The 17,483-nt window shown below is 66.9% G+C and carries 15 protein-coding genes; 10 read left to right on the forward strand and 5 right to left on the reverse strand.

The window, feature by feature from the left end:
* The first annotated feature begins 4 nt into the window (after positions 1 to 4).
* Both ABQF13_RS05770 and ABQF13_RS05775 read left to right on the forward strand, forming a co-directional pair.
* Complete coding sequence (locus tag ABQF13_RS05770) at positions 5 to 1,153, forward strand: zinc-dependent alcohol dehydrogenase (protein WP_448391759.1); 1,149 nt, start codon at positions 5 to 7, stop codon at positions 1,151 to 1,153.
* Between the two features lie 17 nt (positions 1,154 to 1,170).
* Entirely contained in the window at positions 1,171 to 1,743 is a 573-nt protein-coding gene (locus tag ABQF13_RS05775) for a hypothetical protein (RefSeq protein ID WP_448391760.1), read from the forward strand.
* Here ABQF13_RS05775 and ABQF13_RS05780 read toward each other — a convergent pair.
* Together ABQF13_RS05780 and ABQF13_RS05785 are read right to left on the reverse strand one after the other, a co-directional pair.
* Positions 1,740 to 2,075: a hypothetical protein gene (locus ABQF13_RS05780; RefSeq protein WP_448391761.1), complete on the reverse strand. Its 336-nt coding sequence runs from the start codon at positions 2,073 to 2,075 to the stop codon at positions 1,740 to 1,742. The genes ABQF13_RS05775 and ABQF13_RS05780 overlap by 4 nt on opposite strands.
* Positions 2,072 to 3,634 carry a Rieske 2Fe-2S domain-containing protein gene (locus ABQF13_RS05785; RefSeq protein ID WP_448391762.1) on the reverse strand — a complete coding sequence of 521 codons (1,563 nt, stop codon included), beginning with the start codon at positions 3,632 to 3,634 and terminating at the stop codon, positions 2,072 to 2,074. Before ABQF13_RS05785 ends, ABQF13_RS05780 begins: the two co-directional genes overlap by 4 nt.
* A 94-nt stretch (positions 3,635 to 3,728) precedes the next feature.
* Between ABQF13_RS05785 and ABQF13_RS05790 the strand changes: the two genes are divergently transcribed.
* From ABQF13_RS05790 to ABQF13_RS05800, 3 genes are read left to right on the forward strand one after another with little or no spacing between them, the layout of a single operon-like run.
* A complete protein-coding gene (locus tag ABQF13_RS05790) occupies positions 3,729 to 4,505 on the forward strand; it encodes a lysophospholipid acyltransferase family protein (protein WP_448391763.1) in 777 nt (258 codons plus the stop codon).
* On the forward strand, positions 4,505 to 5,272 hold the full coding sequence (locus ABQF13_RS05795) for a lysophospholipid acyltransferase family protein (protein ID WP_448391764.1): 768 nt from the start codon (positions 4,505 to 4,507) through the stop codon (positions 5,270 to 5,272). Before ABQF13_RS05790 ends, ABQF13_RS05795 begins: the two co-directional genes overlap by 1 nt.
* Complete coding sequence (locus tag ABQF13_RS05800) at positions 5,269 to 6,081, forward strand: HAD family hydrolase (RefSeq protein WP_448391765.1); 813 nt, start codon at positions 5,269 to 5,271, stop codon at positions 6,079 to 6,081. Before ABQF13_RS05795 ends, ABQF13_RS05800 begins: the two co-directional genes overlap by 4 nt.
* A 119-nt stretch (positions 6,082 to 6,200) precedes the next feature.
* On the opposite strand, the gene gjpA is transcribed toward ABQF13_RS05800, so the two are convergent.
* From gjpA to ABQF13_RS05815, 3 genes are all read right to left on the reverse strand, one after another.
* Positions 6,201 to 7,697: an outer membrane porin GjpA gene (gene gjpA / locus ABQF13_RS05805; RefSeq protein WP_448391766.1), complete on the reverse strand. Its 1,497-nt coding sequence runs from the start codon at positions 7,695 to 7,697 to the stop codon at positions 6,201 to 6,203.
* 88 nt (positions 7,698 to 7,785) lie between these two features.
* Positions 7,786 to 9,414 (reverse strand): N-acetylmuramoyl-L-alanine amidase, encoded by a 1,629-nt coding sequence (locus ABQF13_RS05810; RefSeq protein WP_448392030.1) that lies wholly within the window; start codon positions 9,412 to 9,414, stop codon positions 7,786 to 7,788.
* 145 nt (positions 9,415 to 9,559) lie between these two features.
* The gene (locus tag ABQF13_RS05815) at positions 9,560 to 10,471 is read right to left on the reverse strand and encodes a hypothetical protein (RefSeq protein ID WP_448391767.1); all 912 of its coding nucleotides are present in this window, start codon (positions 10,469 to 10,471) and stop codon (positions 9,560 to 9,562) included.
* A gap of 220 nt (positions 10,472 to 10,691) precedes the next feature.
* On the opposite strand from ABQF13_RS05815, the gene glf reads away from it, so the two are divergent.
* Genes glf through zomB form a run of 5 tightly spaced genes read left to right on the forward strand, consistent with a single transcriptional unit; the run spans position 10,692 to position 17,402 of the window.
* The gene (glf, locus tag ABQF13_RS05820) at positions 10,692 to 11,957 is read left to right on the forward strand and encodes a UDP-galactopyranose mutase (protein WP_448391768.1); all 1,266 of its coding nucleotides are present in this window, start codon (positions 10,692 to 10,694) and stop codon (positions 11,955 to 11,957) included.
* The gene (locus ABQF13_RS05825; RefSeq protein ID WP_448391769.1) at positions 11,954 to 13,876 is read left to right on the forward strand and encodes a glycosyltransferase; all 1,923 of its coding nucleotides are present in this window, start codon (positions 11,954 to 11,956) and stop codon (positions 13,874 to 13,876) included. Before glf ends, ABQF13_RS05825 begins: the two co-directional genes overlap by 4 nt.
* Entirely contained in the window at positions 13,869 to 14,393 is a 525-nt protein-coding gene (locus tag ABQF13_RS05830; RefSeq protein WP_448391770.1) for a phosphatase PAP2 family protein, read from the forward strand. The genes ABQF13_RS05825 and ABQF13_RS05830 overlap by 8 nt, the downstream gene beginning before the upstream one ends.
* Positions 14,390 to 15,349, forward strand: coding sequence for a decaprenyl-phosphate phosphoribosyltransferase (locus ABQF13_RS05835; protein WP_448391771.1), 960 nt, complete (start codon positions 14,390 to 14,392; stop codon positions 15,347 to 15,349). Before ABQF13_RS05830 ends, ABQF13_RS05835 begins: the two co-directional genes overlap by 4 nt.
* On the forward strand, positions 15,327 to 17,402 hold the full coding sequence (gene zomB, locus ABQF13_RS05840) for a terminal beta-(1->2)-arabinofuranosyltransferase (protein ID WP_448391772.1): 2,076 nt from the start codon (positions 15,327 to 15,329) through the stop codon (positions 17,400 to 17,402). The genes ABQF13_RS05835 and zomB overlap by 23 nt, the downstream gene beginning before the upstream one ends.
* Positions 17,403 to 17,483: the final 81 nt, after the last annotated feature.

Below are 17,483 nucleotides of genomic sequence, written 5' to 3' on the forward strand. Positions count from 1 at the left end.
GAGCATGCGAGCAATGGTGTACCGCGGCCCGTACAAGGTGCGGGTCGAGGAGAAGGCGCCGCCCAAGGTGGAGCATCCCAACGACGCAATCGTGCGGGTACAGCGCGCGGCGATCTGCGGTTCGGATCTGCACCTGTACCACGGCATGATGCCCGACACCCGGGTCGGCTTCACGTTCGGCCACGAGTTCATCGGAGTGGTCGAGGACGTCGGACCGTCGGTGCAGAACCTGAAGCGCGGCGACCGCGTGATGGTGCCGTTCAACGTCTACTGCGGGTCCTGCTACTACTGTGCGCGCGGCCTGTTCTCCAACTGCCACAACGTGAATCCGAACGCCACCGCGGTGGGCGGCATCTACGGCTACTCGCACACCTGCGGCGGATACGACGGCGGTCAGGCCGAGTTGGTCCGGGTACCGTTCGCCGACGTCGGGCCCGCCGTCATCCCGGAGTGGATGGCCGACGACGACGCGTTGATGTGCACCGACGCCCTGGCCACCGGGTACTTCGGTGCCCAGCTCGGCGACATCGTCGAAGGTGACACGGTGGTGGTGTTCGGGGCCGGACCGATCGGCCTGTTCGCCGCCAAATCGTCGTGGCTGATGGGCGCTGGCCGGGTGATCGTCATCGACCACCTCGACTACCGGTTGGAGAAGGCCCGCACCTTCGCGCACGCCGAGACCATCAACTTCGCCGAGTGCGACGACATCGTCGTCGAGATGAAGAAAACCACCGACTACCTCGGCGCAGATGTTGCGATCGACGCGGTCGGCGCCGAGGCCGACGGCAACTTCCTTCAGCATGTGACGTCCGCCAAGTTCAAGATGCAGGGTGGTTCGCCGGTCGCGTTGAACTGGGCGATCGACTCGGTCCGCAAGGGCGCGACGATATCGGTGATGGGCGCGTACGGACCGATCTTCTCGCTGGTGAAGTTCGGCGACGCGCTCAACAAGGGACTGACGTTGCGGATGAACCAGTGTCCGGTCAAACGCCAATGGCCCCGGCTGTTCTCACATATCCAGAACGGGTACCTGGCCCCCAGCGACATCATCACCCACCGCATTCCGCTCGAACACATCGCCGAGGGCTATCACATCTTCTCCGCCAAGCTGGATAACTGCATCAAACCGGTCATCCTGCCCGCGGCGGCCTGACCATCGAAGGACTCCACATGACCTACACCGCAGAGCATCCGAATCGGCCCGACATCACCGAGTTGCGTGCCCAAATCCCGGGTTGGGGAGTCGATCTCGATCCCAACGACCGCCCGTCGGTGCCGAAGCTGAAGTACGACCCCCAATCCACCGGTGCCCATTGGGATTTCCCCGACCGCCAAGAACAGGTGGTGCCGCGGGAACGTTCGATCGAGCACAAGTTCGTCACGCCGGTGTTCGGAACCGCCACACCGCTACACGGGCTCTCGGGTGCGATCCGCCGGTTCTCCTACCGCAAGTACAGCGAAGCCCGCGCGGCGCACTGGCTGCTGCTGATCGCTGCGGACCGGGTGGACGCGGTGGAAAGCCATCTGCGGTCGTTTCTCACGCTGCGGCCCGACAACCCGATCACTCAAACCGGCGTCAAGGCCGAGTTCACCCACCATGGTTGGCGTTCGCGCACCGACGGCAAGCGAGCGGACCGCAACCATCAGTGGATCGATCCGATCCTGGTCGGTGCGCCGTGGCTGGTGTCAGCCGGCGCCGGTGCGTGGGGGCTGCGGGCGGTACTGCGCCGGTTTCGCCGCTAGCTGTCCAGCAATTGGTCGAGGCTGGCCAGAAACTCGTCGGGCCGCTGCGGCGTGAAGGCCGGCTTGGGCCGGGTGCCGTCAACATCGAGCGTGACGAGCGTCGACTTGATCGGCCGCCAGACATCCAGCGGCAGCCAGCGACGCAGATCCGAACTGCCCCAGATCCGGAACCGGTGGGTGAACATTCCCAGCGGCTCGGCCTTGTACCCGCGGATCGACGACAGCGGGATCACCTTCGATGTGCCCGACGGAAAATGGTAGCGCCGCAACGTGATCGCTTGGCGATCGAGCTGGATCTGCCCGTCGTCGTAGTACTGGCGGGGTGCGGTCATAGTTTCCGCCTCCGCAGTTCGTGACCCTTGCTGGTCAGACACCGACCGTTCTCGAGGTTCCACTGCCACCCGTGCAGGTTGCAGGTCAGCGTCGAACCGTCCACCACGCCGAACTTCGACAGGTCGGCCTTCAGATGCGGACATCTCCGCTGAATTTCCCAGCCGTCCAACGTGATCGACGCCGTGTCATCGTGCGCCTCGGCGAACCAGCCGTCGGCGTAGGCGATGCGTTCGTCGGTGAGGCATTTGAAGAAGGTGTACAGGTACTCGTTGTAGCCCCCGACCCGCCAGGCCGAAAACCGCGTCGACAGGAAGATGGTGTTGACCCAGTCCGGTTCGTTGTCACGCAGCACGGTGCGCACCAACTCGGGGGCGATCCGAAAACCGTAACGGAACTTCTCATCCGGGATCGGTTCACGCACAGCGCGTTTGGGGAAGTCGAGCACGATGGTTTCGTTGTGGTCACGGCCGTGTAGCCGGAGTTCGACCGGATATCCGATACCGTCACAGATCTGGTCGCTCTGGATCATGATCGGCTCGAACACCGCGCGCAGCGGTTCCAGCAGCGACTCACCGGCGGCCGCCGCCCACCCCGCCTTCTCCGCGGCGAGCACCGGCGCCATCCGCTCGGCGTAGTCGGCGATGTAAGCGGCCTTGCCCGTGGTGAAGATGTCCTGCACCTCGTCGTCGGGCAGCGGATGGGTAAGCGAATCCAGCTGTGCCCCAGTGAACTCCGCCGTCGACCCCGGGATCATCAACAACCCGCCCTCATGGCCGTGGGTGCGCATCTGGTCGAGGAACACGACCTGATCGGGAAAGATGTTGGCCGGATCGCCGGAATCGTCGTTGAGGTGGCGCAACTCTGGATCCAGAAAACACGGCGGACCCGCCGACGGGATCACCCATCGGGCGCCGACCTGCGCGATGTACTGGCGGCAGCGGTCCATCTGTCGCTGCCGCTTCTGGATGCCGAACGCTTCCTTGGCCCGGGCCGGCATGTCGTAGACCATCGGATACCAGATCGCCCCGGAGTACTGCAGCATGTGCACGTCGACCTGGCCGAAGTCGGCGTGCACCACGTCCAGGTCGACCGGACGGGCGTCGTTCATGTTGAAGCAGACGGTTTCGCCGTCGTCGACCACCAGGCCGGAGTCTCCGATCGGCCCGTCGGCAGGAGCGCGCAGCGCGATGATCATCACATCGAGATGGCCCTTGGGGCCGCTGACGCGGTGCTTGACCGAGTCGGCGGTTTCCACGAAGCGGTGAAACCCCACCTTCTCCAGTTCGCGGCGCAGATCGGGGACCGGGAAATCGGGCAGCAGCACCACCGCGTCCTTGTTGACGTGCTCGCGCAGGTTCTTCGGGTCGAAGTGGTCGGCGTGCAGGTGCGAGACGTAGAGATAGTCGCAGTCGCCGAGGGCTTCCCAGTCCAGCGCGCTGTTGTCGGGGAACGGGAACCATGACCCGAAGTACGCCGGGTTCAGCCAGGGATCGCACAGGATGCTTCCGGCCCTGGTGTCAATGCGGAAACCCGCATGCCCGACGCTTGTGACCTGCACTAACATCCTTTCTCCGCGACGATGCTGACCCTTCGAGCTTAACGGCAACAGACAGCAGGAGTCGCATCCACGCAGGCGCACTACGCTGGCGGCTGTGGAACCGGTGTACGGCACAGTCATCCAACTTGCGCGGCTCATCTGGCGCGCGCAGGGGTTGACGTTCACCGTCACCGGCGTCGAAAACTTGCCGGTGACCGGTGGGGCGGTGGTGGCCATCAACCACACCAGCTACTTCGACTTCACGTTCGCCGGGCTGCCCGCCTACCGGCAGAAGCGCGGCCGCAAGGTGCGGTTCATGGCGAAAAAAGAGGTCTTCGACCACAAGATCGGCGGACCCCTGATGCGCAGCCTGCGCCACATCGAGGTGGACCGCGGCAGCGGCGCCGAATCGTATGGGGCGGCCTGTCAGATGCTGCGGGACGGCGAGCTGGTCGGCGTCTATCCGGAGGCCACCATCAGCCGCAGCTTCGAGATCAAGACGCTCAAGTCCGGCGCGGCGCGCATGGCGATCGACTGCAATGTGCCGATCGTGCCGCACATCGTGTGGGGCGCCCAGCGCATCTGGACCAAGGGGCACCCGAAGAATCTGTGGCGGCCCAAGGTGCCGATCGCGGTCGCGGTCGGGGAACCGATCGCCCCGACGCTGCCCGCGCCCGAGCTCACCGCGCTGCTGCATTCGCGGATGCAGCATCTGCTGGAACGCGTGCAGGATGCCTACGGTCCGCATCCGCCGGGCGAGTACTGGGTGCCGCACCGGCTGGGCGGCGGTGCACCGTCGCTGGCGGAGGCCAATCGGATGGACGCCGAGGAGGCGGCGCAGAAGGCGGCGCGGCGGGGAGGTCAGCCCGATACGAACGGGGCGCCGGGGTAGTGGCCAGGGAGCCGGTCTTCCGGACGCTCGAGGTTCTGGTCAAGGCGGCCGTCAAATTCAACGGCATCCGCATCACGTATAACGGCCTGGAGCACATCCCCACTTCTGGCGGCGCGGTGATCGCCATCAACCACACCAGCTACATCGACTGGCTGCCGGCGGCCCTGGCAGTGCACTACCGCGGGAGGCGGCTGCGGTTCATGATCAAAGAGGAGATGCAGGAAGTGAAGATCATCAACTTCCTCATCAGCCGCACCGGCACGATCCCGGTGGATCGCCGGGCCGGCGCCGGCGCCTACGCGGTCGCGGTGGACCGGTTGCGCGCCGGTGAACTGGTCGGGGTGTATCCCGAGGCGACCATCAGCCGCAGCTTCGAGCTCAAGGACTTCAAGACCGGTGCGGCGCGGATGGCGCGCGACGCCGACGTCGCGATGATTCCGTTGATCGTGTGGGGCGCGCAGCGCCTCTGGACCAAGGATCACCCACGGCGGTTGGGCCGCAGCAAGATTCCGATCACCGTTCAGGTCGGTGCTCCGCTGCACGCCGCCGACACCATGGAGCAGACGCTGACGGCGCTGCGGTCCTCGATGGGTGAGCTGCTGGACAAGGCCCAGCGCGAATATCCGCAACCGCCCGATGCGTACTGGCTACCGCGCCGGCTCGGTGGCAGCGCGCCGACGCTGGCCGAGGCCAAGGCGCTCGACGAAGCCGAACTCGCCGAGCGCGCCAGAAAGCGTGCGCAGCAAGAAGCCAAGAGTCGCCGATGAACCGGCCGATCATGATCGCCTCCGATGTGGACGGCACGCTGCTCGACGACGACGAGAAGGTCACCGCGCGCACCAACGCCGTCGTGCACGCGGCCGTGGCCGACGGGGCGCAGTTCGTGCTCGCAACGGGGCGTCCGCCGCGGTGGGTGCAGCCGGTCGTCGACGCATTGGGTTTCGCGCCGATGACGGTGTGCGCCAACGGCGCGGTGATCTACGACCCCGCCACGGACCGCATCGTCTCCGCGCGCACGTTGTCCACGGAGTTGCTGGCCGAACTCAGCGACATCGCCACCCGCGTCATCCCCGGTTCCGGGCTGGCCGTTGAACGGGTGGGCGAGAGCGCCCACGACGCGGCGACGCCACAGTTCGTCAGCTCACCGGGCTACGAGCACGCCTGGCTCAACCCGGACAACACCGAGGTGTCCATGTCGGATCTACTCAGCGCGCCGGCGATCAAGCTGCTCGTCCGCAAGGCCGGCGCCCGCAGTTCCGATATGGCCGATGTGCTGGCCCGGCATATCGGGGAGCGCGCCGACATCACCTACTCCACCGACAACGGCCTGATCGAGGTCATGCCGGTGGGCGTCAGCAAGGCCTCCGGAATCGAGGAGCTCACCCGTCCGCTGAACATCGCCGCCGACGAGGTGGTGACGTTCGGCGATATGCCCAACGACATTCCCATGCTGCAGTGGGCCGGGCTGGGGGTGGCCATGGCCCACGCCCATCCCGAGGCGTTGGCCGCCGCGGACGAGGTCACGTTGACCAACAACCAGGACGGGGTGGCCCGCGTCCTCGAACGTTGGTGGTGACTTGGCTTCAGCCTCGATCCACTGACTGATATGTGCCGCGGCCGCCAGTGGCGTCCCAACTGATCTGAAGCCAAAAGTAGTGGGCCCCCGCATCGCGAGGGCCCACTGGTCAGATGGAGCTACTCCTGCGAGCCGCTCGCGGAGTTCGGACTCTTGCTGCTGTCGCTGTCGCTGTCGCTGTCGCTGTCGCTGTCGCTCTCGCCCGTGTCGGACGTCGTCGACGTGGCCGCCTTCTCTGTATCCGTCTTCGCGCCATCAGCCTCGCCCGCGTCGATATCGGTATCGGTATCCGTCGTCGCGTCCCTGGTGTCCGCGTCAGTGACCTCGGCTCCGGCGCTGGCGTTGGCGTCGTCCGCCGTCGGATCGCTGGTGCTTTCGTCAGCGCCCCCGGTTTCGGCCGACGCTGCCGGATCCGCCGCGCCTGCCGCGGCTTCTGTGGTCTCCAAAGACGACTCCGAAGCTGTCGCGCCCGAGGAGACGTTGAGCGTGACGGCCGCGGGGCTCGGAAGCACCGCCGGCGAAGCGTTGGTCGACGCCGTCTTGCTGACCAGTGTGGTGTCAGGCGCGGTGTCGGCTGCCGGCGTCTTGACCAATTCGGCCAGCGGGTTGCCGATGCCACTCCACCCGATCGCCTTGGCGATGATCTGACCGAACGCCACCAGCGCCCCTATCGGCCCGATTCCGATACCGGGAATCTCCAGCGTGAGCGGGAATCCCATCATGTCGGTGGTGGTGGTCATGCCGATCGAGTTGAAGATCGAACCGCCAATGCTAACTGGCTCGCCAGTCATTGGGTCCACACCCGTGGAACCCGGGCTGAACAGCCCACCGAACTGGATGTTGAGGTTGTGCAGGGTGGTGCCCGGCGACAGCAGTCCCGCGTTGTTGAGCAGCGGGACCAGGCCGTCGAGGTTCATGTTGGCGCCGTTGAGCACCGCACCCACGATGTTGGCCGGGATGTTGATGACGCGCTGCATCGCGCCCGCGAAGTCGCCGGCGACCAGCGCGCTGACGATGTTGTGCACGCTGTTCACCACCGCCACCACGGGGCTGACGACCGGCCCGACCAACCCCATCGCGATGCCACTGATCGGGGAGGAGAGAACGTTGAGGAGTTCTTTGATCACCGCGACTGCCTGTGGGGGAGTACCCGCCGGCAGCAACTTGGGAATCGATTGCAACAGGATCGAGTGCCATCCGTCGAGCGATTCCTGACTCGGAAAGGGATTGTTGCTGGCATCGATGCCGAGCAGGGTGGCGGCGGCGAACGCGGCCTGCACGTTGCCGACCATCTGCCCGAGGACCGTGCCGATGCTGCCCGGGTTCTTCAGCACCTCACGCAGGTAACTTGCCTGGTTCGCCAAGATCTGTTGCAGCAGCACGGCGGGGGCTTCGGAGAAGGTGTCGCCGATCTGCGTGGCACCGGCAGATGCCGTTTGGAACGCCTCGATCCACGGCTGCAAGGGGTTGTAGGCGGCCGCCAATTGCACGGCAGCCGAGCTGACCGCAGGGGGCGATGGCACGGACGTCGGCACTGTCAAGGGCGTGACGGCGACGACACTGGCAGCTGCCAGAGCGACGCCGACCGTGAGCCGCGAACGTGGCGCTACCTGCATTGATACTCCTAAGTCGTGTTATGTCGGAGGTGACCAGGAGAACTTACTACACGGTAAGCTACTGTCAAGTAGGTCCCCGGTGGGTGACTCAGGTCGGGCTGATCGGCGGGGTGAACCGCTCCAGCTGAATCGGTTCGTGGTCGACGTAGGTCGGGGGCAGGTTGACCGCGATGCCGTCGATGACCCGTGTCACGCTGCCCGACTCGCGATCGAAGTTGAGCGTGCCGTGCTGGAAGTTCTGCACGATCCACAGCGGCTCGTGGATTTCCCCGCTGGTTGGCAGGCCGAGCGCGCCGCGTTCGAAGCCCAGCGACCCCCACGCCTTGTAGATCTCCCCGGTCAGCGGCTGGGCGCCGGTGGGCGGGGACCAGTACAGGGCGCCGCGCTCGAACGTCGCGTATCGGATGCCGTCTTGACCGGAGGCCTCAGGTGACGTCGGGTTGCCCAGTGGGCTGTTCGGTCCGCCCATCGCCTCCCAGCGCGCGAAGATCGCGCCGCCGCGCAGGGTGTCGACGAGGTCGGCGGGCCCCGGTGGGCTGTTGAACCGCGCGGCGATCTCACGGATCTGGTCCATCAGCGCGTAGGCCGCATTACCGGGGCATTCGGTGACGCCGACGTCGCGGTGGGTGAAGATCGCCGGCAGCGTCGGGGCGGCGCCGAACGGGAACTTGGCGAACGACCCTCCTGAGGAGGCCAGCACCACGGTGCCCCTCGGGTCGATGTGGTCCATGCCCATGCGCCAACCCAACAGCCGGCCCGTGGTGCCCAGCTGAATCGGGGTGGGCGGAACGGCATCGAAGTTGCCCATCATCGCCACGCCCCAGGTGTCGCGGTTAAACCCGCCGGTGTGGGCTCCCTCGACCGGCCTGGTGATCCCGCCCGCACGACCCTCGAACACCTGGCCGTACTTGTCGACCAGCGCGTTGTAGGCGATGTCGCACCAGCCCAACGTGCGGGTGTGGTACTCGTAGATGGACCGCACGATCCCGGCCGAGTCCTCGGGCGCGTACTCGTTGCTGCCCGCGGTGTGGTGCACGATGCCGGCCCGAATTCCACTGTCGTAGCGCGGTTCTCCGCACCGCCGCATCGATTCGTCGGCGCCCCATTGTGCGCGGTTGATGATGACCGGCGGCACGCCGGGGCTGTTGACCGCCGATGGCAGCGGCAGGTTGTCCACCGGCGCCTGCGGCGGGCTGATCAGCACGGCGTTGATGTTCTGGGCGAACGGCTGCTCGACGTTGGCGGGCAGGTAGCCCAACTCGGGGCGGTCCGCATCGGAAAACCGTTGGGGCCCAGGTGCGGGCGGGGTCGGTGTGGCGCCGGGCGACCGGGTGACCGCGATCTGCACCGTGGTGGTGCGCCCGACGAACACCGGTTCGGTGCCGCGGGGGCCGACCGCCTCGGGCCCCTCAGGGCCTACACCCTCGAGGGGTTCGGCCTCGTACCACGGCCCCCAGGTGCCGTCGGCCTTCTTGGCCCGCACCTTGGCCGAGGTGCCGGTGAGGTCGGACGCCGTGAGCGCGACCATCGCGAACGGCGTGTCCTGGTGGATCTCGCGGACGGTTTCGCCTGCGCCGAGATCGGCGAGCGGCTGTTCAGCCATCCGCGGCGCCTCCAGAGCCGGCGGCTTGTCACCGTCGTCACCGGGCATGCCGTAGACCGCCATCGGCAGCATGACGACCGTCGCCGCGACAGCGGTGAACAGCAACGACGGCATGGGACGGCGGCACGGCACAGACCGATGTTACGTATGTGTCAGTTGTTACTAATGTTTCGACACGGCGTTTGGGCTGGGAAAGTGACCGACCTGCAACGGCACCGCAGAGCCCCGATCGGCTTCTGCGGTGCCGTCTGAAACAGGTTTACGGCGCTGGGGCCGGTGCGGGAGCCGGTGCCGGCGGTTTGACGGCCGACATGATCGCTGGCATCACCATGCCCTTGAGCAGGTCGATCGCCTGCCCGGCGCCCAGCTGGTTGGCCATGCTGGACAGGTCGCCGATGATGCCGCCGCTGGCTGGGGCCGTCGCAGGCATCGTCGCCAGGGTCGGATCGCCGAGGATCGGATAGGTGCCCGCCGCGGGGTCCAGTCCGATGGGCGCCGAGATCGGCACCTCACCGGTGAGCCCCGTGGAGACCGGGGTGGCCAGGGCAGGATCGGTCAGAGCCGGCGGAGTCGACAGGCCCGGCGCGGTCAGATCCGGCGCGGTGAGCCCGGGCGTCGTCGCGGTCGGGGCGGTCAGCCCCGGCGCGGTCAGCTCCGGCGTGGTCAGTTCGGGGGTGGTGAGCCCGGGCGTGGTCAACGCGGGGTTGGTCAACGACGGATCGGCCAGCGCCGGATCGGTGAGCGAAGGCGCGGGCAAGGTCGCACCCGGCACGGTGGCGCTGGGAACGTCCAGGCTCGGCCCGGTTAGGCCCGGCGTGGTCAGTCCGGGCGTAGTCAATCCGGGCGTGGTGAGCGCCGGTGACGTCAGACCCGGAGAGGTCAGTCCGGGTGACGTCAGGCTGGGTGTCGTGGAGCCGGTTCCGGTGAGCATGCCGGTCGGCATCGGCGGCAGGTTGATGCCGAACTGCGACAGCCCCTGGGACAGGGCGGACATGATTTCACCCGGCAGGTCGGTGATCATCGCGGCCTGGACGAACTCGCGATGCTGAGGGCCGGGATCGGTGCTCGCGGACAAGTCGGTCACGGCGATGACTGCGGCTGGACTCGCGACCGCCAGGGCCACGACTGCGCTCGTGGCTGTGGAAAGCCGGCGTCGACGGCGGTTCGGCACGGAAGTCTCCTCAATATCTGGACTACGTCGGGTGGGGTGATCTTGTGATCAACCCAGGTCTCGCACTGTCGGCGGAGGACCGACGTGAACGACGTTACTGATGTGACTAATGAGGCAAAAGTGACGATGCGTAATCGTGAGCCGATCGCAACCTTCGGCCGCCCGCCGCAGGCTTGTCGGATTCGGGCGGGGTACGCGTGTTCGGATACCCTTGCTGCCGATGACCACCTCTGTTCCCCCGGTCGTCCCCGGCGCTTCGCGCGGGGGCCCAGCGCACCCACCGTCCGGAGCCCGTTATGACCTCTTTGTCGTCGGTTCCGGATTTTTCGGCCTGACGATTGCCGAGCGCGCGGCTACGCAGCTGAACCAGCGCGTCCTGGTTCTCGAGCGTCGGCCGCACATCGGGGGTAACGCCTACTCCGAGCCCGACCCGCAGACCGGTATCGAAGTGCACCGCTACGGCGCCCACCTGTTCCACACCTCCAACAAGCGGGTGTGGGACTACGTGCGCCAGTTCACCGACTTCACCGGATACCAGCACCGCGTCTTCGCCATGCACAACGGACAGGCCTACCAGTTCCCGATGGGCCTGGGCCTGGTGTCGCAGTTCTTCGGCCGCTATTTCTCACCCGATGAGGCCCGTGCACTGATCAAGGAGCAGGCCGCCGAGATCAGCACCGAGGACGCCCAGAACCTGGAGGAGAAAGCGATCTCGCTGATCGGGCGTCCGCTCTACGAGGCGTTCGTCAAGGGATACACCGCCAAACAGTGGCAAACCGACCCCAAGGAGCTACCCGCTTCCAACATCACCCGGCTGCCCGTGCGGTACACCTTCGACAACCGGTACTTCAACGACACCTACGAAGGCCTGCCGGTCGACGGCTACACCGCGTGGCTGCAGAACATGGCCGCCGATGACCGCATCGAGGTGCGCCTCGACACCGACTGGTTCGACGTCCGTGACCAGCTGCGCAACGAGTCGCCGTCGGCCCCGGTCGTCTACACCGGCCCGCTGGACCGCTACTTCGACTACGCCGAGGGCCGGTTGGGCTGGCGCACCCTCGATTTCGAGCTCGAGGTGCTGCCCACCGGGGATTTCCAAGGCACGCCGGTGATGAACTACAACGACCTCGAGGTGCCCTACACGCGTATTCACGAGTTCCGCCACTTCCACCCCGAGCGCAGCTATCCGTCCGACAAGACCGTCATCATGCGGGAGTTCTCTCGCTTCGCCGATGACAACGACGAGCCCTACTATCCGATCAACACCGAGGCCGACCGTGACATGCTGGCCGGATACCGGGCCAGGGCGAGAGCCGAAACGGCGTCGGCGAAGGTGCTGTTCGGTGGCCGGCTGGGCACCTATCAGTACCTCGACATGCACATGGCCATCGCCAGCGCGTTGAGCATGTACGACAACATCCTGGCGCCGCACCTGACCGACGGCGCCCCACTGAGCAACGGCACAGAAAGCAGCAGCGCATGAGTGACATCCCGTCCGGGGCGCTCGACGCCGGAGAGTCCAAGGCCGTCAGCCTGCTGGCGCGCATCATCTCGCCGCGCCCGGGCGAACCGCACGACGTTCGCAAGCTCTATATAGAGGAATCGAGCACCAACACCCGTCGTGCCCACGCGCCGACGCGCACCAGCCTCGAGATCGGCGCCGAATCCGAGGTGTCGTTCGCGACGTACTTCAACGCGTTTCCCGCCAGTTACTGGCGGCGCTGGTCGACGCTGGACACCGTGGTGCTGCGCGTCGAGCTGACCGGCAGCGGGCGCGTCGACGTGTACCGCTCCAAGGCCACCGGCGCGCGGATCACCGTGGGCGGGGCACCGGTCAGCGGCGAGCACGCCTCGGTCGAGTTCGAGATCGACATTTCGCCGTTCGAGGACGGCGGCTGGATCTGGTTCGACATCGCCACCGACAGCAACACCACGCTGCACAGCGCCGGTTGGTACGCGACGTCGCCCGCGCCGGTGCGGGCCAACATCGCGGTCGGCATTCCGACGTTCAACCGGCCCGCCGACTGCGTCAACGCGTTGGCCGCCCTGACCGCAGATCCTTTGGTGGACGAGGTGGTGGGCGCGGTGATCGTGTCCGATCAGGGCACCCAAAAGGCCAAGGACCATCCGGGGTTTGCGGCGGCCGCCGCCGCGCTCGGCGACCGGCTGTCAGTGCACAACCAGCCGAACCTCGGCGGATCCGGCGGCTACAGCCGGGTGATGTACGAAGCGCTGAAAAACACCGACTGCGAACAGATCCTGTTCATGGACGATGACATTCGCATCGAGCCCGACTCGATCCTGCGGGCGTTGGCGATGAGCCGGTTCGCCAAGGCACCCACCCTCGTCGGCGGTCAGATGCTCAACCTGCAGGAGCCCTCCCATCTGCACGTGATGGGTGAGATGGTGGCCCAGCAGAACTTCATGTGGACCAACGCGCTCAACACCGAATACGACCACAACTTCGCGAAGTACCCGCTCGCCGATGAAGACGAGCCCCGTAGCAAGCTGCTGCACCGACGCATCGACGTCGACTACAACGGTTGGTGGATGTGCATGATCCCGCGGCAGGTCGCCGAGGAACTCGGTCAGCCGCTGCCGCTGTTCATCAAGTGGGACGACGCCGACTACGGGTTGCGCGCCGCCGAGCACGGATACGGCACCGTGACCCTGCCCGGTGCAGCGATCTGGCACATGGCCTGGAGCGACAAGGACGACGCCATCGACTGGCAGGCGTACTTCCACCTGCGCAACCGCCTGGTGGTCGCAGCCCTGCACTGGGACGGCAACATCCGCGGTCTGATGGCCAGCCACCTGAAGGCCACCCTCAAACACCTTTTGTGCCTTGAGTATTCGACCGTCGCGATCCAGAACAAGGCGATGGACGACTTTCTGGCCGGACCCGAACACCTCTTTTCGATCCTGGAGTCCGCGCTGCCCGAGGTGCGCAAGATGCGCCAGCAGTTCCCCGATGCGGTGGTGCTCCCCGGTGCCACCGCGCTGCCGCCGCCTTCGGACAAGGCGCGCAAGAAGGTGAAGATCCCCACCAACCCGCTGTCCATCTCGACGCGGCTGAGCCGCGGGGTGATTCACCAACTCAAGCCGCACGATCCGCAGCACCACCACCGCCCGCAGTTCAACGTGGCCACGCAGGACGCCAGGTGGTTCACACTGTGTGTGGTCGACGGCGTCACCGTCACCACCGCCGACGGCCGCGGTGTGGTGTACCGCCAGCGTGACCGCGAGAAGATGTTCAGCCTGCTTCGTTCCTCGCTGCGGCGGCAACTTCGGGTCGCCCGCACGTTCAACCGGATGCGCAAGGTCTACCGCGAAGCCCTGCCGGTGCTCTCCAGCAAGCAGAAGTGGGAGTCGGTGCTGCTCGAGGCATCACCGCATGCCTGACTCGGTCCGCGGCGAAGAAGCCGCGCTGGTCGCCGTCCAGCACGCACTGGCCGGGCGGCCCGGTGTGCTGCCCGGTGCACGGGCGCTGAGCCATTTCGGTGAACACAGCCTGGGCTGGCTGGCCGTCGCGGCGCTGGGTGCGTTGCTCTCGCCGAACCGTCGTCACGCCTGGTTGGCCGCGGGCGCCGGTGCGTTTTTCGCACATGCGGCAGCGGTGCTGATCAAGCGGGTGGTGCGCCGCGAACGCCCACACCATCCGTCGATCGCGGTCAACGTCACAACGCCGAGCCGGCTGAGCTTCCCGTCGGCACACGCGACGTCCACCACCGCGGCCGCGCTGCTGCTGGCGCGGGCCACCGGCCTGCCGCTGGCTGCGCTTCTGGTGCCGCCGATGGCACTGTCCCGGTTGGTTCTCGGCGTGCATTACCCCACCGACGTCCTCACCGGCGTCGCCGTCGGGGCGGCCGTCGCGAAAGCGGTCAGTACGGTCGCCGACCGGAGAGAAGGGGACCGATGAGCATCTCGAAGGAAAGCGCAGCGGGGGCACCGCAGTACCGCGAAGATCCCACGTCGGGCAAGGGTCCACCGCGCAACGTCGCAACCGGCATCGTCAAGGCCATCCGCCCCCGCCAGTGGGTGAAGAACGTCCTGGTCTTCGCCGCGCCGCTGGCCGCGCTCGGTGACGACCGCTACGTCTACGACTATCGCGAGGTGCTGGTCCGGGTTCTGCTGGCGTTCGCGGTCTTCAGCCTGGCCGCCTCGGCGGTCTACCTCGTCAACGACGCCCGTGACGTCGAAGCCGACCGCGCGCATCCGACCAAGCGGTTCCGGCCGATCGCGGCGGGCGTGGTGCCCGAATGGCTGGCCTACACCCTCGCCGTGGTGCTGGGTGCGGGCTCGCTGGCGGTGTCGTGGCTGGTGACGCCGAACCTGGCGTTGGTCATGGCGATCTACATCGGCATCCAGCTGGCCTACTGCTTCGGTCTCAAACACCAGCCGGTCATCGACATCTGCATCGTTTCCTCAGGATTTCTCATCCGCGCCATCGCCGGCGGTGTCGCCGCCGATGTCCCGCTGTCGCAATGGTTCTTGTTGATGATGGCGTTCGGCTCGCTGTTCATGGCGGCCGGCAAACGGTACGCCGAACTTCAGCTGGCCGAACGCACCGGCGCCAAGATCCGCAAGTCGCTGGAGAGCTACACCAGTTCCTACCTGCGGTTCGTGTGGACCTTGTCGGCGACCGCGCTGGTGTTGTGCTACGGGCTGTGGGCCTTCGAGCGGGACGGCTCGGGCGGGACATCGTGGTTCGTCGTGTCGATGATCCCCTTCACGATCGCGATACTGCGATATGCCGTCGACGTCGACGGCGGCCTTGCCGGTGAGCCGGAGGAGATCGCGCTGAAGGACCGGGTGCTGCAGCTGCTGGCCGTCACGTGGATCGGAACCCTCGGTGCCGCAGTCTTCCTCAGTTGACCAGCTCACCCTGACAGCCGCGCACCTGGTGGTGCGCGGCCCGCGGTTTGCCTACGACAAGACCGTCCGGATCAGCCTGTGGGCCAGCGTGGTCGTGGTCGCGGCCCTGTTCACCTGGGCCGCGTGGCAGCGCCGCTGGATCGCCGACGACGGCCTGATCGTGTTGCGCACCGTGCGAAACCTGTTGGCGGGCAACGGTCCGGTGTTCAACGCCGGCGAGCGGGTCGAGGCCAACACGTCCACCCTGTGGACCTATCTGGTCTATGTCGGCAGTGTCATCGGCGGGCCGGTGCGGTTGGAGTACGTGGTGCTCGCGCTGGCGCTCACGCTCAGCGTGGCCGGTGTCGTGCTGGCGATGCTGGGCGCCGGGCGGCTGTACGCGCCGAGCCTGCAGGGTCGACGCGCGTTGATGCTGCCCGCCGGTGTGCTCGTCTACATCGCGGTCCCGCCCGCGCGCGACTTCGCCACCTCGGGACTCGAAAACGGTTTGGTCCTGGCCTATCTGGGGCTGCTGTGGTGGATGATGGTCTGCTGGTCGCAGGCATTCCACTCCAACCGGCCCGCGCAAAGACCTCCACCGCGGGACGGGACGCCGAGCATCCGCAGGCACCCGGTCGGCACGGCAGGCGCAGGCCCGCAGCAGCGGCACGCGGTCAGCGGGTTCTTCGACGGCGCACTGGCTTTCGTGGCTGGGCTGAGCGTGCTGGTGCGGCCCGAGCTGGCGCTGATCGGCGGCGGCGCGCTGGTGATGATGCTGATCGCCGCCCGCGACTGGCGCCGACGCGGGCTGATCGTGCTCGCCGGCGGCCTGCTCCCGGTGCTCTACCAGATCTTCCGGATGGGTTACTACGCGCTGATCTTCCCGGGCACCGCGGTGGCCAAGGAAGCGTCCGGATCGAAATGGGCCCAGGGCTTTACCTACCTGGCCAACTTCAACCAGCCCTACCTGCTGTGGGCGCCTGCGATCCTGCTGGCCGGGTTGGCGGCGGTGGTGCTGGTGACCCGCGGCCGGCCCTGGTGGACACACCGTGCCGTCGCACCCGGCTACGGGTGGGTGGCGCGGATGGTGCAGAGCCCCGCCGCGGTGGTGATCTTCTTCATCGTCAGCGGGCTGCTGCAGGCGTTGTACTGGATCCGCCAGGGCGGCGACTTCATGCACGGTCGGGTCCTGCTGACACCCATGTTCTGCATGCTGCTGCCGATCGCGGTGATCCCGATCGTGCTGCCCGACACCACCCGAATGGCGCGCGGCGCGGGGTATCTGTTTGTCGGAGCCACCAGCGTGCTCTGGCTGGCGGTCGCGGGCTGGGCGTTGTGGGCGGCCAACTCCAGCGGTATGGGCGCCGACGCCACCCGGGTGACCTACTCCGGCATCGTCGACGAGCGGCGGTTCTACAGCCAGGCCACCGGACATGCGCACCCGCTGACCGCGGCCGACTATCTCGACTATCCGCGCATGCGCGCGGTGCTTCGGGCGATCAACAACACACCCGACGGCGCGCTGCTGCTGCCTGCCGGCAACTACGACCAGTGGGACGTGGTGCCGGCGATCCCGCCGCCCCCGGACGCCCCGTCCGAGGTGAAGAACCAAAACGGACCGCACACAGTCTTTTTCACCAACCTCGGCATGCTCGGCATGAACGTCGGCCTCGACGTGCGGGTGATCGACCAGATCGGCCTGGCGAATCCGCTGGCCGCGCACTCCGACCGGCTCGAGGACGGCCGCATCGGCCACGACAAGAACCTCTTCCCGGATTGGGCGGTGGCCGAAGGTCCGTTCCTGAAGACCGAGCCCTACATCCCGTCCTACCTCGACGAGAAATGGGTGGCCCAGGCCGAGGCGGCGCTGAAATGTCCTGCGACCGACGCGATGCTGAACTCGGTGCGCGGACCGATGGGACCGCGGCGGTTCCTGTCCAACCTGGTGCACGCCTACGAGTTCACCCAGTACCGCATCGACCGGGTGCCGCTCTACGAGCTGATCCGCTGTGGTCTGGAGATCCCCGAATACACGATGTCCCCGTACACCGGCATGCCGGCAGCGGGGCCCTGACCGGCGACGAGGCCTCGACATTCGGTAACGCCGCAGCCCTATCGCGGCGATAGACCTGTCGCGGACCGCCTTTCACGCGGC

It is taken from the genome of Mycolicibacterium sp. XJ879 (genome assembly GCF_053483935.1).

Excerpts from the sequence above, each read along its gene's own strand:
- ABQF13_RS05810 (WP_448392030.1), bottom strand. The coding sequence starts at position 9,414 with ATGCCGTCGTTGCTGTTCACCGCTGTCGCGGCGACGGTCGTCATGCTG.
- ABQF13_RS05770 (WP_448391759.1), top strand. The coding sequence starts at position 5 with ATGCGAGCAATGGTGTACCGCGGCCCGTACAAGGTGCGGGTCGAGGAG.
- gjpA (WP_448391766.1), bottom strand. The coding sequence starts at position 7,697 with ATGCAGGTAGCGCCACGTTCGCGGCTCACGGTCGGCGTCGCTCTGGCA.
- ABQF13_RS05775 (WP_448391760.1), top strand. The coding sequence starts at position 1,171 with ATGACCTACACCGCAGAGCATCCGAATCGGCCCGACATCACCGAGTTG.
- ABQF13_RS05780 (WP_448391761.1), bottom strand. The coding sequence starts at position 2,075 with ATGACCGCACCCCGCCAGTACTACGACGACGGGCAGATCCAGCTCGAT.
- ABQF13_RS05825 (WP_448391769.1), top strand. The coding sequence starts at position 11,954 with ATGAGTGACATCCCGTCCGGGGCGCTCGACGCCGGAGAGTCCAAGGCC.
- glf (WP_448391768.1), top strand. The coding sequence starts at position 10,692 with ATGACCACCTCTGTTCCCCCGGTCGTCCCCGGCGCTTCGCGCGGGGGC.
- ABQF13_RS05830 (WP_448391770.1), top strand. The coding sequence starts at position 13,869 with ATGCCTGACTCGGTCCGCGGCGAAGAAGCCGCGCTGGTCGCCGTCCAG.
- ABQF13_RS05835 (WP_448391771.1), top strand. The coding sequence starts at position 14,390 with ATGAGCATCTCGAAGGAAAGCGCAGCGGGGGCACCGCAGTACCGCGAA.
- ABQF13_RS05800 (WP_448391765.1), top strand. The coding sequence starts at position 5,269 with ATGAACCGGCCGATCATGATCGCCTCCGATGTGGACGGCACGCTGCTC.